This is a genomic window from Arthrobacter sp. NicSoilC5, from assembly GCF_019977395.1.
Lineage (GTDB): Bacteria > Actinomycetota > Actinomycetes > Actinomycetales > Micrococcaceae > Arthrobacter.
The window spans coordinates 4123539-4137726 of the sequence record NZ_AP024660.1; the positions used below are offsets into that span (position 1 = coordinate 4123539).

A 14188-nucleotide genomic window follows, 5' to 3' on the forward strand; every position below is an offset into this window, starting at 1 on the left:
CCATCAAGCCGATGGTAAGAAAAATGGGGAACAGTAGCACCAAGAGCAGAAACCTCAAATGGGGCTTGATAATACTCTGCGTTACAATCACCGTATTGGTGTTTCTGCTGTTCGCATCTCTATTTAGCTTCTCCCTTCGAAGCGATCCTTTTCCTTGGAACCTTCAACAAAAGATGTCGGCGGACGACTTAAGTAAGGTTATTCAGTCGGCCCTGGCGGCAACGGCAGGGCTTGGATTCGGAGTAACCCTGTTCTTGTCTGTGAGACGACAGCGCACGACGGAGGACGCACAAGCTACGGCGGAGAAAAATTACGGTGAAACGCTAAATCTAGTCCGGCTCCAAGTCGAGCAGCAACGATCTGCCGAACTGACGGCTTTGCGTACAAGGTATAAAGATGCTGCCGAGCAGATGGGCAGTACTGCAGTTGCTGTCCAGGTCGCTGGCGTCTATGCCATGGCCTTTTTAGCCGACGAGTGGGAAGTCCCTGCGCGTACAAGGGAAAGACAGATGAGCATCGACGTCCTTACCTCATCCTTCCCCTCCGACCGTGACGCCGACACGCGTCAGGCCCTTAGCGTCGAGAATCCACTTACAGCTGGCGGCTTGACGAAAGCAATCTGGAAAAGCATATTTCAGCGCGCTTACAGTAATAATACATTTGGCCAACGTTGGACCGGGGCGGACGTGGACCTAAGGAGGAAGAATTTCGCAGATATCGATCTTCCTAGATCGTTGTCGCATCGGACTTTCGACTTTGGGAGTCTCCACTTCGGTGAATCTACTATCTCATCCCTAACGTTCAATGACTGTGAATTTCGCGATGGAAAAATTTCTTTTGCAAAGACGCAAATACTCGGGGAGTTGAAATTTGTAGGCTGCACTTTTTCCGGAGGCGAACTGGACCTTTCCGTCTGCTTAGGGGCCGAGAAATTAGCATGGAGCATTACGTTTGTTGAGTGTGAGTTCAGTGGTACAGGAATTACGTTCAACGGAATTGGAACCAGTGATTCTGGCGTGTTATTCCATGACTGCACCTTTCTGCCGAGCGCGAAGGTACTCACCGGCCTCCCTGACTGCGGCTCCTTCGATTTTGATGAGTGCCAGTTCCATGACAAAGAACGCGTCCTACAAGATTTGGCCCCCATGCGAACGAAGCTGTCTTTCAGCCGCGAAAAGCCCCCATCTCTCACCGCCTACAGAGTAGAAGACTTAGCGGCAGAGCTTTGGGGAAGTGGTCCAATTGCCCAGTAAGGCCAGGGCACCCATTGAGCAGAAATCGGCCGTATCCCACCGTGCAGGAACCATCGCCACTGCCGGCGTCCTGCGTAACACCAGGTAGCGGGGCAACTTCATGCGCAACGCGCTTGTGACGCTGCTCGACCCGATTTTAGAGTTCTCGGGTGAGTGCGCTTAATACGTTCTAGGGGCGAACGGGAGTGCCGCTTCATTTCCGAGCACGCTGGTCCATGGATTGGCGGTCCACGACGTCACGACGCCGTTGATGACGTAGAAGTCCGCGGATGCGAACGCTTGGGCCGCCTCAAGTGGGTTCTCGCCGGTTAAGATCACCAACCCTTTGAAGGATCCTTCACCGATTGCACCTCCGAGCAGGAGCTCGCCGCCTTCGACTGCTTCCCATCCCGCGCGGAGTTGGTCTGAGCGGTACTGCTCGCGGGACTCGAGGTAGTCGTCGGGCGTAGGTGTATTCGAGGACAGCGTGCATCGGAGACTCCATTTCATTCAGGGCTACTTCGCTGTAAAAAGTAGCTTAGGCAGGGTTTCGACAGGCTTAATCACCGCTGACGGCGGCCACCTCAACCTCAACTCCCGCGTCCCGGAACTTCTGCACTTGGGCGGGGTCGGCGCCGTGGTCCGTCACCAGTGTCCACGGCAACGCCAGCCGCGCCCATGCGTGGAAGGGCGGCAGCCCCAGCTTGGACGAATCCGCCAGGACATAAACCGACCGCCCGCGTCGGGCCATGAGCTCCTTGAGCCGGGTCTGGGCCTGGTCGGCCTCGTAGATGCCGTCCTCGTGGTCACGGCAAGGTGGTACATTTCCTCACGCCACGTTTGCGCTGAGCATTCCCGATCTCCTTCCCGGCCCTTAGCCCTGAATCGTGCCAGGCGGACGCGTCAAGCTAACAACGTCGGCGTCGGCGCCTTTCACGCGGCGGTGAAGGTGATGCTGCATCTGTAGGTGTTGACCGGCGCGCCCGGTGGAAGCACGACTGCGGGACGCGAGTGGCGCCGTTGTCCCCTTCCTACTTGGAGGAGTTGGCCTGGCGGGTGCTGCTGCGGACCACAAGGGTGGGCGCGATGGGGGTGCGGTCCACGTCCCGCCCTTCCATCGCACCAAGAAGCACTTCCATGCTCATGAGCGCCAAGGCGGTGAAGTCCTGCCGCACAGTGGTCAGGGGAGGCAGGAAGTAGTCTGAGCCTTCAATGTCGTCGAAACCGACCACGCTCACATCCTCCGGCACCCGGATCCCATGTTCGGCGAAGGCGCGTATCAGCCCGAGAGCGGTGTGGTCGCTGGCGGCGAAGATCGCCTGGGGTACCTTTTGGTCTTTGACGAGCTGGAGTGCAGTCTCGTAAGCCCATCCGGGGCTCCAGTCGCCTTCGAGGCACAGCCCTGGTGTCAGCCCGGCGTCGCGCAGCGCGGCCTCCCACCCGCGTTTGCGCACCCGGCCGTCGAACCACTCCATGGAGCCGGCGAAGTGGGCGATGTCGGTGTGGCCCAGGTCGATCAGGTGCTGGGTGGCCAGCCGTGCCCCCAGTTCCTGGTTCTCCGAATAGGTGAAGACGTTTGGGGTCGATGATGCTCCCGCCGCAATCATCTCCACGGGAATTCGGCAGGAAGCGTTCCATACGGCTGCTGCCATGTCCACCACCGGGGCAATGACGATGATTCCGCCAACGCCGGTATCGTCCAGGGTGTCGAGGGCGGTCTGGACCGACTCCTCGTAAGGCCGTTCGACGCTGATGACGGTAGTGGCGTACCCCTTTTTGCGCGCAATGTTCTCGAGGGCCATGAGCGTCCCAACCGGGCCGAACCGCGGGGAGCCGTCCGACAATATGCCGATGGACGTGGACCGGCTGGTGACCAGCGCCGTGGCTGCCCGGTTCCTGCGGTACCCGATGTCCTTGATCACCTGGAGAACCCGCTGCCGCGTTGCCGCACTCACGTCCGGCGCGTCATTGAGTACCCGCGAGACCGTGCCAAAGGAGACGCCTGCGATGCTGGCCACGTCATTGATGGTGGGCTTCCGGCGCCGTGAGGCACCGGGCAGTTCCTCGGTCGCCTTATGCGGAACAGTTATGCCGGCCACGCTTTCTCCTGTCTTGCACAGCGCGAACGGAACCCCCTTGATCCCGTTTGGTTCCGTGCGTTTTGATCTTACGTCGGCCGGGATTTCCCCGTCCCCAAACCAGCTCTCAATGTGATGCTTGACACGTATCTCCGTAAACGTTTACGATGATGTCCGTAAACGTTTACGGTCATCTCGTAATCGTTTACGGAGAAGATATTTCGATGAAGAAAGGCGCGGGATGACCAGCCGTATCGTGGACGAACTCGCGCTCGAACCGAACTCCGGGCCCCGGGACATCGACCAGAACCAGTGGGCAAATCTCGAAGCGTTCCTGAGGGACACCCCGGCCGGCGATCTGGCACTCGCAGTCCGCACCTTTGTCCCGGCCGGCTCCTCGGCGGTCATCGGAATCTTTGATGAAAATCGTCTCTGGGCAAGCCTGGTGGTCTCCGTCGACAACTCAGGCAAACCCGCATCAGTGTCCACCATTGAACGCCCGGCCGCGGAAGCGGACGGCGACATGGCGAAGGCGGCCAACGAGGCAGTGAAGTGGGTTCAAGCCCACCACGGTCCGTGCTCCATGGGCTTCTTCGTCGACAAAGTACATGCAGAGGCGCTGCTGAGAGCTTCAGACAAGGCCACTGCCATCCGCACAGCCTCGGCCTCCGGCGGGCTCGTCCTGTCCCCGGTCCCGCCGGCCCTGGCCATTGCCCTCGCCTGAATCCCAGGCATCCACCCCCACCCTCCCCCCACCCACCCCAAGCACTGGAGAACAATGATGATCCGCAGGCTTCCCTTTGTGGCCCTTGCCGCAGTCCTGTCCTTTTCCGTCGCGTCCTGCAGCAGTTCGACCACGGGCACGTCCAATGCGCCCGACGCCGGTGTGTCCAGCAAGGCCCAGCAGGCCCTTGACCAGATCAAGGGACAGGTCCTGAGCAAGGGGCCCAACGGCGAGACGCCCTCCCCGGCGTCCGCGGCAGACCTCACTCCTGACGAGATTCAAAAGGTCAAGGCACTCAACGCCAAGGCAGCCATCGTGATGCACTACGGCGGCAACGACTGGGCCACCGCCCAGATCAACGGACTTAAATCCGAGTTCGAAAAGCTCGGTGTCAAGGTCATTGCCACCACTGATGCGAACTTCAAGCCGGACAAGCAGGTCTCGGACATCGAGACGGTCATGTCGCAGAACCCGAACATTATCGTCTCCATCCCCACGGATCCCGTGGCTACGGCCTCCGCCTACAAGAAAGCCGCAGCCGCCGGCACCAAGCTCGTCTTCATGGACAACATCCCCCAGGGACTGACGGCCGGCCAGGACTATGTCTCTGTTGTTTCCGCTGACAACTACGGCAACGGCGTGGTCTCCGCCCATCAAATGGCCAAAGCCCTCGGCGGCAAGGGGAAGACCGGGGTCGTCTTCCACCAGGCCGATTTCTTCGTGACCAAGCAGCGCTACCAGGGATTCAAGGAAACGATTACCAAGGAATACCCGGATATCAAGATCGTCGAGGAAAAGGGAATTGCCGGGCCCGACTTCGCTGGTGATGCCCAGGCTGCCGCGAACGCAATGCTCAGCAAGTACGCCGACCTGTCGGGAATCTGGGCGGTCTGGGATGTTCCTGCAGAAGGCGTCATGGCCGCAGCCAGGGCCGCGGGGCGGCCGGACCTGAAGATCGCCACGGAGGACCTCGGCAAGAATGTTGCGATTGCCCTGGCCAAAGACGAACTTGTCGTCGGCCTTGGAGCGCAGGTTCCGTTCGACCAGGGTGTCACGGAAGCACGGCTGGCCGCGGGGGCGCTCATCGGCAAGCAGGCGCCCGCCTATGTGGCTCTTAGTGCGCTCCCGGTTGACCACTCCAACGTCCTGGATGCCTGGAAGCAGGTCTACCACGAGGACGCCCCGAAGGACATCCAGGACTCCTACAAGAAGTAGCCAAAAACCGGCGGTGCGGGGGTCCCGTCCCCGCACCGCGCCGAAAGGGCAACGATGAATACCGCAGACAATGTCGTCGAGATGCGCTCGATTTCCAAGAGCTTCAACGGCGTTCCCGTATTGAAGGATGTCAGTTTCGACGTCCGCAAGGGTGAAGTCCATGCGCTCGCAGGAGGAAACGGCGCAGGGAAGTCCACGCTCATGAAGATCCTTCAGGGGGTCTACCAAGCGGACGCCGGCGAGATCCTTATCGGAGGCAAGCCCACCGCCATCAACTCGATCCAGGACGCAAAGGCCGCCGGGATCGGCATGGTCTTCCAGGAGTTCAGCCTCGTACCGAGCCTGACCGTTGCGCAGAACATTTTCCTCGCCGCCGAACCGCTCGGCACCGGCGGCCTCATCGACGACCGTGCCTCGGTGCGCCGGGCCCGGGAAGTCTTCAGTGAGATGGAGGTCGACGTCGACCCGCGCGCCGGAGTCGCGCGGCTCGGCACTGCATACTGGCAGTTGACCGAGATCGCCAAGGCACTCGCGCAGAATGCCCAGGTGCTCATCATGGATGAGCCCACGGCCAGCCTTGCCCGGCATGAGTCCGAAGCGCTCTTCGAACTGATTGACCGCCTTAAACAGCGCGGCATCTCCATCATCTACATATCCCACCGCATGGATGAGGTGTACAGGCTCGCGGACCGGATCACCATCCTCCGCGACGGCCACCACCTCCTCACCGCGCCACTGACGGACGTCACTCCCGAACAGATCGTGGAAGGCATTGTTGGCAAGAAGATCGAGGGCCAGCTTTCCTATCGTGCGCGTGATCATGTGGCCCACGAGGGGGCGCCGCTTCTGGAAGTCCGCGGGCTTAACGCGGGGCAGCGGGTGAGGGATGTTTCGTTCACGGTCCGGCCTGGCGAAATCCTCGGCCTGGCAGGGCTGATGGGCAGCGGACGAACCGAGCTCGCCCGTGCTCTCTTTGGCATTGACAAGTTGGACAGCGGTGAAGTCCTCCTGCGGGGCAAAAGGGTCAACCTTAGCTCGCCGCAACAGGCCATCAACGCGGGAGTTGCCCTCATCCCGGAGGACCGCAGGGCCCAAGGCCTCGTCTTGGAGCACTCCGTCCAGGACAACCTGCTGCTTCCCCTCCTCGGCCAGATCCAGCGTGGACCCTTTCTGGACGGCGGAAAGGGTAAGGAATTGTCCGCATCACTGATCAAAAGGTTCGCAGTGAAGGTGGCCCATCCCCACCGCCCGGTGCGGCTTCTCTCGGGCGGAAACCAACAAAAAGTGGTTATCGCCAAGTGGCTGGGCACCGATCCGGACATCCTGATCCTTGACGAGCCAACGGCTGGCGTCGACATCGGCACGAAAAGCGAAATTCTCGACATGATCCGGGAGCTTGCCAGTGCCGGCAAGGCCGTCATCGTTATCTCCTCTGAGTACCCCGAACTACTCGCGGTCAGTGACCGCGTCCTCGTCCTCAAGGACGGCTCCATCATCCGTGACATCCCCCGCAGCGAGATCGCTGACGAGGAATATCTCCAACTTGCAGTCCAGGGAGTCTGAAAGTGAGCAACGCAAAAACCATCGCGCCCCGGGACACCGCGGCCCCCCGAAATTTCGGCACCATCCTCAAGGAACTCGACTGGCGGCGCTACGTCATCTACATCGGCTTCGTCGTTGTTTTCCTCTTCTTCGCCGTTCTGCTCCGCGACCAGGGCTTCCTGTCGCCCAACAACCTGCTGAACATCTTCCGGCAGACGGCCACCATCACCGTCATCGCCGTCGGAATGACCTACGTGATCGCCTGCGCAGAGATTGACCTCAGCGTTGGATCCGTGGCCGGCCTCTCCAGCGTGTGCACCGCGATGGCGCTCTCCCAGTGGGGCCTGGTCCCCGGCATCCTCGCCGGCCTCGCCGTCGGGCTCGTCGTCGGATCGGTCAACGGTGCCCTGGTCAGCCTCCTTGGCATCCCATCCTTCCTGGTGACACTAGGCATGCTGGGAATCGCCGTCGGCGTTGCCCAGTGGATCACGGCGTCCGCGCCCCAGCCCATCCTGAACGACACGTTCAACACGCTGTTTGGATCCGGCAACTTCGGTCCTGTTCCGGGCCTGGTGGTCTGGAGCGCCATCTTCGTGGCCATCGGCGCCGTCGTGCTGAACCGCACCAGGTTTGGCCGCCAGGTCCTGGCCACAGGTGGCAACCGCAACGCCGCTGAGTTCACCGGCATCAATACCAAGCGCATTAAGTTCCAGGTGCTCCTCATCTCGGGCATGGTGGCAAGCGTCGCCGGCATGCTCTACGCCGGCCGGCTGCAGTCCGGACGGTTCCAGTGGGGATCGGGAGACGAACTCTCCGCCATCGCCGCCGTCATCCTGGGTGGAACCAGCCTCTTCGGCGGGTTCGGCTCCATCATCGGCACCCTCTTCGGCGCCCTGTTGATCGGCCTGATCAACAACGGGCTGATCCTCGCAGGGCTCGACAGCAGCCAGCAGCAGGTGGTCCGCGGCGCGATCATCATCCTGGCCGTCGCCCTCGCCCGAAAGAAGTAGCACCCGTGACCTTCCAACTACGCGCCGGAATTATCGGAACAGGATTCATGGGTTCTGTCCACGCCCATGCGGTACGCGCGGCAGGCGCTGAAGTCATCGCAGTCGCCGGCAGCAGCAAGGCGTCTGCCGAAGCCGCAGCCCCCGCGCTCGGCGCCCGCACCGCAGCCGAGTCCCCTGAAGCACTGATCGCACGGGCTGACGTGGATGTCATCCACATCTGCACCCCGAATGCCACCCACGCCGACCTCGCCCGCAAAGCCATTGCGGCAGGAAAAGCAGTCATCTGCGAAAAGCCACTGGCGACGAGCGTTGAGGATGCCCGGGAATTGACAGCCCTCGCGGACCAAGCGGGAGTCGTTACCGGAGTGCCCTTCGTCTACCGGTTCTATCCGGCCGTCCGCGAAGCCCGGGACCGTATCCTCCGCGGCGACGCCGGCCGCCTCTGGATGCTGCACGGTTCCTACCTGCAGGATTGGCTGGTTGGCGCGGAAGCCACGAACTGGCGGGTCGATTCAAAGCTCGGGGGAGCCTCCAGGGCGTTCGGTGACATCGGCGTGCACTGGTGCGACCTGATGGAGTTCACCACCGGGCACAGAATCACCAGGCTTGTGGCGAAGACCAGCCGGGCATACGACGAACGGGAAACCGGCGGCCAGCTGTCCTCCGTAGCTACCGAGGACGGCGCCACGCTCCTGTTCGAGACGGACAAGGGCGCCACCGGATCCCTGGTGGTCAGCCAAGTCAGTCCCGGCAGGAAAAACCGCCTCTGGTTCTCCTTTGACGGAACCGAAGCGTCATTCAGCTTTAACCAGGAGCGGCCGGACACCCTGCACGTCGGCCGCATTGACTCAAGTTCCGAAGTCCCGGTCGGCCCGCAAACGCTGACAACCCCGGGCGGCCGGCGGTACGCCAAACTCCCACCGGGGCACCCCCAGGGATACCAGGACAGCTTCAACTCATTCGTCGCCGACGTATACGCAGCTATCCAGGGGCACACACCTGAAGGCCTGCCCACGTTCCGGGACGGACTACGGGCAGCCCTCATTACCGATGCAGTGGTCACCTCCGCTGCACAACGGTCATGGGTTGATGTTCCCGGCACTGAGGCCCCACTCGAATTACTCAAGTCTTCCTCCACAGTTGAAAGGCAGAAGCAATGAAACTCGGTTACTGTTCCATCACCTGGGGCGGCGTCGTCGGCCACCCGCAAGGTGTGACCAGCGTGAAGGACCTCTTCTATCTGACCCACGGGTCTATGCGGCAAGCAGTCCAGGACATCGCATCCGTCGGCTACCAGGGTGTTGAAATGTTTGACGGCAACCTCGCGGACTATGCAGACAAGCCCGAAGAACTCAAGGAAATCCTGGCTACCGCCGGAGTCGAACTCACAAGCGTCTACACCGGCGCGAACTTCATCTACGCCGACATACTCCCGGACGAAATGCACCGCATTCACCGCGCCGCCGAACTGGCCGCAAGCTTCGGAGCGGAACGGCTCGTGGTGGGTGGCGGGGCACGGCGCGCCGCCGGAACCACTGACCAGGACTACCAACGGCTCGGTGAGGCGCTGGACAGCGTCACGGACATCGCGGAAGGCTTCGGGTTGTCGGCAAGCTACCATCCGCACCTGAGCACCATCGTCGAAAGCCCGGCGGAACTGGACAGGCTCATGCCTCTCACCCGGATCGGTTTTTGCCCGGACACCGCCCACCTCGCGGCCGGCGGTGCCGACCCGGCCGCGGTCATCCGGAAGTACGCCGGCAGGATCCAGCACGTCCACCTGAAGGACTTCCAGAAGGACCCCTTCAATTTCCTGCCCCTGGGACAGGGCGAGCTCGACTTCCCGGACATCATCGCCGCGATCCGGGAAAGCGGATATGACAGCTGGCTCATGGTCGAACTCGACAACTACGACGGTGACCCCCGCGAAGCCGCAGCCCTCAGCAAGAAGTACCTGGAAAAGCTCCTCTCTAACTAATTAGTCAACCGCAGGGACTGCCACCAACGGCAACTGCCCTGCCTTCCGGAAGGAACAAGATTCATATGCAGAACCTCAACGTCGGCCTCATCGGAGGCGGCTTCATGGGCAAGGCCCACTCACTGGCTTACGCCGCCATGCCTATGTTTTTCTGGCCCGCACCAGCACTCCCAGTCCGCAAGGTCATCGCCGAAGCCAACCCGGATCTCGCCGCCGAGGCGGCCCGCCGCTTCGGGTTCGAGAACTCCACCGCGGACTGGCGCAGCATCATCGACGATCCAGATATCCACGTTGTAGACATCGCCACGCCCAACCATCTCCACGCCGAAATCGCCATCGCCGCCGCCGAAGCAGGCAAGCACATCATCTGCGAAAAGCCGCTGGCCCGCACCGGCGAAGAATCCAAGGCCATGTACGACGCGGTTAAAGACAAGAACCTCGTCCACATGGTGGCGTTCAACTACCGGCGGACCCCTGCCGTGGCACTGGCAAAGAAATACATCGAGGAAGGGGCAATCGGACAAATCCTCAACTTCCGTGGCACCTACCTGCAGGACTGGAGCGCCGACCCCAACTCGCCGCTGTCCTGGCGCTTCCAGAAATCCATCGCAGGTTCCGGTGCGCTCGGCGACATCGCGACGCACGTCATCGACATGGCCCGCTATCTTGTCGGCGAGTTCAGCGCCGTCAATGCCCTCATGTCCACCTGGATCCCCGAGCGGCCGCTCCAAACCGGAGGTGCTGACGCGCTCGGCACGGTACGGGGCGGAGAAGGCCCCCGGGGTCAGGTTGACGTGGACGACGAAGTCATGACCATGATCCGCTTTGCCAACGGTGCCGTGGGTTCCGTGGAAGCAACACGCAACGCCCACGGAAGGAACAACTTCATCACCTTCGAAATCCACGGAACCGAAGGAAGCATTGTGTTCAACTACGAGCGGCGCGACGAACTGCAGGTCTGCTTCGCTTCGGACCCCGGTGACCGCCGGGGATTCCGAACCGTTTACACCGGGCCCGCGCACCCCTACGGAGACGCACTCTGGCCTATCCCTGCCCTCGGCATCGGATACGGCGAAACAAAGATCATCGAGGCCTACGACTTCTTCAAGGCCATCGCAGAAGGCGGCAGCGTAAGCCCTAACTTCGCAGACGGCTACCAGGTGGCCCTCATCGACGACGCAATCGTCGAGTCGGCTGCAAAAGAATCCTGGGTCGACGTTCCGCAAATCAACGCATGACCCACAGGGAGGGGCGGCGACCAATCCGCCCCTCCCGCAGGCCCAGGAGCACCCGAGGACGAAAAATGCCACACACAACAGTCAAGCAAGAAGAAGCGCAAGTCTGGTTAATGCCCGTGTTCATCGCAAAGGCTGGGCACGAAGCAACGCTTCATGAAGCACTCATCGGACTGCAATCCCTAAGCCGAAAAGACACCGGATGCTTGGAATACACCGTCTTCTCTGACGATCAAAGGCCAGGTACGTTCGTCCTCATTGAGGGATGGGCCCGCAACGAGGACCTCAAGGCCCACAACGAAGAAGTCCATGTAAAGGAATTCGTGAACGTGGTGCAGTCAATGCTGGCCGCACCCTTCTCCGTAACCCCCATTACGCCTCTCGGCTGATACCTGCCAGGGTGGGGGAGGACGACGGCGGGAGGCGAGTCCCGCCGTCGTCCTTCCCCTTCCTTCGCCCTGGAGCGCCGTTGTAGGGTCAGGGCGTGATCGTCCCTGATATTTCGCAGAACGCCGTGGCGGTGGCGGATCACTACGATGAGCTCGATCCCATGTACCGCCGGGTGTGGGGCGAGCATGTCCATCACGGGCTGTGGGCAACGGGCCGCGAGACACCCGCCGAGGCTGTTGAGACGCTGGTGGACACTGTTGGCGACAGGCTGGGCCTCCTGCCCGGCCAGGCGTGCGTCGACATCGGCTGCGGCTATGGCGCCACCGCAAGGCGCCTGGCCATGACGCGCGGGGTCCGGGTCACGGGCGTCACGCTGTCCGCCGAGCAGGCGCGCTACGCCGCCGCGCATCCCGTGCCGGGCGTGGACGTCCAGGTCCGCGACTGGCTCGACAACGGGCTGGCCGATGCCTCGGCCGACGCCGCCTGGGCGATCGAGTCGAGCGAGCACATGGTGGACAAGCCCGGGTTCTTCGCCGAGGCGCACCGCGTGCTGGCGCCGGGCGGCCGCTTCGTCATCTGCGCGTGGCTCGCCGGGACCGACGCCAGCGGGTGGAAGGTCCGCCACCTGCTCGAGCCGATCTGCCGCGAAGGGCGCCTGCCCTCGATGGGCGCGCTCGAAGAATATGAGGCCATGGCGGAGGCGGCGGGCTTTGTGGTCACCGGCTATGAGGATGTCAGCCGCCGGGTCGCCCGCACGTGGATGATTTGCGCTCGCCGGCTCCTGAAGGCCCTCTTCGTTGACCGCGAAGCCCGCCAACTCGCCCTGGGCGCACGCAATCGCGGTGCCATTCTGAGCATTCCCCGCCTGATCCTGGCCTACCGCACCGGGGCGATGCACTACGGAATTTTCACGCTGTCCAAGGCAGGGGAGCACCGGGCGCCCAGGTGAAGCGCCGTGACGCCTACGCTGCGGCCACGGGGCGTGAGCGTCAACCTGCCTGGGCCGGGCTTGTTGATTAGACGTACGTCACTATCAGGTGCAAGGGTGGTCGGATGGATGCCGACATCAACTTCTACTTTGATCCCGTCTGCCCTTTCGCCTGGATGACCAGCAAATGGGTGCGGCAGGTCCAGGCGCAGCGCGACTACACCGTGGACTGGCGGTTCATCTCGCTGCGGCTGATCAACTCCAATGTGGACTACGACGCGCATTTCCCGCCGGAGTACGAGGCCGGCCACACCGCCGGTCTCAGGCTTCTGCGGGTGGCAGCCCGGGCCCGCGCGGAGCATGGCCGTGAGTCGATAGCCAGGCTCTATGAGGCGTTCGGCATACACATCTTCGACACCGCCCCGGACCCGGCCGAACAGCGCACCGAGGGCGAAATCCGTGAGCGGCGCGGGACACGTGAGTTCGTGGAGCCTATCCTCGCCGACGCAGGCTTGCCCCTGGTACTGGCGGAGGCTCTCGACGACGAGTCCTGGGACCGCGAGATCCGCCAGGAGACGGACGAGGCACTGGCCCTCACGGGCAAGGACGTGGGCACGCCCATCATCCACTTTGAGCCGCCCGCCGGAGTGGCCTTCTTCGGCCCGGTGATCAGCCGGCTCCCGGACGAGGATTCGGCTCCCGAGCTGTGGGACCACGTGGTGGGGCTGGCACGCTTCCCTGGTTTTGCTGAACTCAAGCGGAGCCTGCGCGAGCAGCCGCAGCTTGCTGCCTTCGGTGTCAATGCCGATGCCGTCGGCCGGCAGGAGGACTGGCACGGCGGCAGCCGGCGGCAGAAGAAATGACGACAGTAGAGGATGGATCGATGAAGACAAACACCCGCCAACACCAGGAATCCGTCACGGTCCAGGTCTCAGCCGAGACGCTCTACGACCTGGTCTCCGATGTCACCCGCACCGGCGAGTGGAGCCCGGTCTGTACATCGTGCTGGTGGGACGACGAGGCCAGCGCCGGCCAGACCGGCGCCTGGTTCACCGGCCGCAACGAGATCCCGGGGCGGACCTGGAAGACCCGGTCGCAGGTGGTGGCTGCCGAGCGCGGCCGCGAGTTCGCCTGGGTGGTGGGCGGCCGCTTTGTACGTTGGGGTTTCACGCTCACCCCAGCGGATAACGGGACGACGCTGACCGAGTCGTGGGAGTTCCTGCCCGAGGGGATCGCGATGTTCAGGGAGAAATACGGCGACGAGGCCGACGCCCAGATCGCCGAGCGCACCCAGCAAGCCCTCGACGGCATCCCGAAGACGCTCGCCGCGATCAAGCGGATCGCGGAGTCCATCGATGCCAACGGGGACGTGCGCGCCTAGGCGAGTCCCGCCGTCGTCCGTCCCGGTGATTGGACGCGCCGTTCGGCGGCCCTGAAACAGGCCTGACTTTTGGCACTTGTCTGTGCCCCGGCGAAGGTTCATTACTGATGGAGGAATGGAACCCGCCGCCCCATTGACGCCCTGAGGGAGAAAGACCATGTTCGCCAGAATCAGCACCTACAAGACCGGCCCCGATACCCGCACGGATAACCCCACCGACGACGTGGTCAACAGCGTTCTCGAGCTTCCGGGATGCAAAGGCGTCTACTACCTGAACGGGACGGAGACGGACAACGCCATCTCCATCACGCTCTGGGATACCGAGGACGCGATGCTGGCAAGCCGGCAGGCGGCCACCAGGATCCGTGAGGAGAGCAGCCAGGCCGACAGGACCCAGATCGTCGCCGTGGAGGAATTCGAAGTGATGGCCAGCAGCCTTAAGGATTGAGCCGCCGTCGTTCGCCTTTGTTCCCCT

General features: G+C 62.5%; 15 protein-coding genes and 1 pseudogene. 13 read left to right on the forward strand and 3 right to left on the reverse strand.

Annotated elements, in window-relative coordinates:
• Positions 1-95 precede the first annotated feature (95 nt).
• Positions 96-1253 carry a hypothetical protein gene (locus tag LDO22_RS19230; protein WP_224025311.1) on the forward strand — a complete coding sequence of 386 codons (1158 nt, stop codon included), beginning with the start codon at positions 96-98 and terminating at the stop codon, positions 1251-1253.
• A gap of 159 nt (positions 1254-1412) precedes the next feature.
• On the opposite strand, the gene LDO22_RS19235 is transcribed toward LDO22_RS19230, so the two are convergent.
• From LDO22_RS19235 to LDO22_RS19245, 3 genes and pseudogenes are all read right to left on the reverse strand, one after another.
• Positions 1413-1742, reverse strand: coding sequence for a hypothetical protein (locus tag LDO22_RS19235; protein WP_346347076.1), 330 nt, complete (start codon positions 1740-1742; stop codon positions 1413-1415).
• Between the two features lie 49 nt (positions 1743-1791).
• Positions 1792-2034: pseudogene (locus LDO22_RS19240) on the reverse strand (DeoR/GlpR transcriptional regulator); the annotation flags it as partial.
• 229 nt (positions 2035-2263) lie between these two features.
• Complete coding sequence (locus LDO22_RS19245; protein ID WP_224025312.1) at positions 2264-3331, reverse strand: LacI family DNA-binding transcriptional regulator; 1068 nt, start codon at positions 3329-3331, stop codon at positions 2264-2266.
• A gap of 220 nt (positions 3332-3551) precedes the next feature.
• On the opposite strand from LDO22_RS19245, the gene LDO22_RS19250 reads away from it, so the two are divergent.
• From LDO22_RS19250 to LDO22_RS19305, 12 genes are all read left to right on the forward strand, one after another.
• Positions 3552-4034, forward strand: a complete 483-nt coding sequence (locus LDO22_RS19250; protein WP_224025313.1) for a hypothetical protein — start codon at positions 3552-3554, stop codon at positions 4032-4034.
• Between the two features lie 54 nt (positions 4035-4088).
• Positions 4089-5249, forward strand: coding sequence for a substrate-binding domain-containing protein (locus tag LDO22_RS19255; protein ID WP_224025314.1), 1161 nt, complete (start codon positions 4089-4091; stop codon positions 5247-5249).
• Between the two features lie 54 nt (positions 5250-5303).
• A complete protein-coding gene (locus LDO22_RS19260) occupies positions 5304-6812 on the forward strand; it encodes a sugar ABC transporter ATP-binding protein (protein WP_224025315.1) in 1509 nt (502 codons plus the stop codon).
• 2 nt (positions 6813-6814) lie between these two features.
• Positions 6815-7801 carry an ABC transporter permease gene (locus LDO22_RS19265; RefSeq protein ID WP_224025316.1) on the forward strand — a complete coding sequence of 329 codons (987 nt, stop codon included), beginning with the start codon at positions 6815-6817 and terminating at the stop codon, positions 7799-7801.
• Positions 7802-7806: 5 nt separating this feature from the next.
• Positions 7807-8961, forward strand: coding sequence for a Gfo/Idh/MocA family oxidoreductase (locus LDO22_RS19270; RefSeq protein WP_224025317.1), 1155 nt, complete (start codon positions 7807-7809; stop codon positions 8959-8961).
• Positions 8958-9779, forward strand: coding sequence for a sugar phosphate isomerase/epimerase (locus LDO22_RS19275; protein WP_224025318.1), 822 nt, complete (start codon positions 8958-8960; stop codon positions 9777-9779). The genes LDO22_RS19270 and LDO22_RS19275 overlap by 4 nt, the downstream gene beginning before the upstream one ends.
• Before the next feature lie 65 nt (positions 9780-9844).
• Positions 9845-11017, forward strand: coding sequence for a Gfo/Idh/MocA family oxidoreductase (locus tag LDO22_RS19280; protein WP_224025319.1), 1173 nt, complete (start codon positions 9845-9847; stop codon positions 11015-11017).
• A 110-nt stretch (positions 11018-11127) separates the two neighbouring features.
• Positions 11128-11403: an antibiotic biosynthesis monooxygenase gene (locus LDO22_RS19285; RefSeq protein WP_224027285.1), complete on the forward strand. Its 276-nt coding sequence runs from the start codon at positions 11128-11130 to the stop codon at positions 11401-11403.
• A 95-nt stretch (positions 11404-11498) separates the two neighbouring features.
• Positions 11499-12353, forward strand: coding sequence for a class I SAM-dependent methyltransferase (locus LDO22_RS19290; protein ID WP_224025320.1), 855 nt, complete (start codon positions 11499-11501; stop codon positions 12351-12353).
• A gap of 104 nt (positions 12354-12457) precedes the next feature.
• Positions 12458-13195, forward strand: a complete 738-nt coding sequence (locus tag LDO22_RS19295) for a hypothetical protein (RefSeq protein ID WP_224025321.1) — start codon at positions 12458-12460, stop codon at positions 13193-13195.
• A gap of 20 nt (positions 13196-13215) precedes the next feature.
• Positions 13216-13713: an SRPBCC family protein gene (locus LDO22_RS19300; protein WP_224025322.1), complete on the forward strand. Its 498-nt coding sequence runs from the start codon at positions 13216-13218 to the stop codon at positions 13711-13713.
• Between the two features lie 157 nt (positions 13714-13870).
• Positions 13871-14161, forward strand: a complete 291-nt coding sequence (locus tag LDO22_RS19305; protein WP_224025323.1) for a hypothetical protein — start codon at positions 13871-13873, stop codon at positions 14159-14161.
• The last annotated feature ends 27 nt before the right edge of the window (positions 14162-14188 follow it).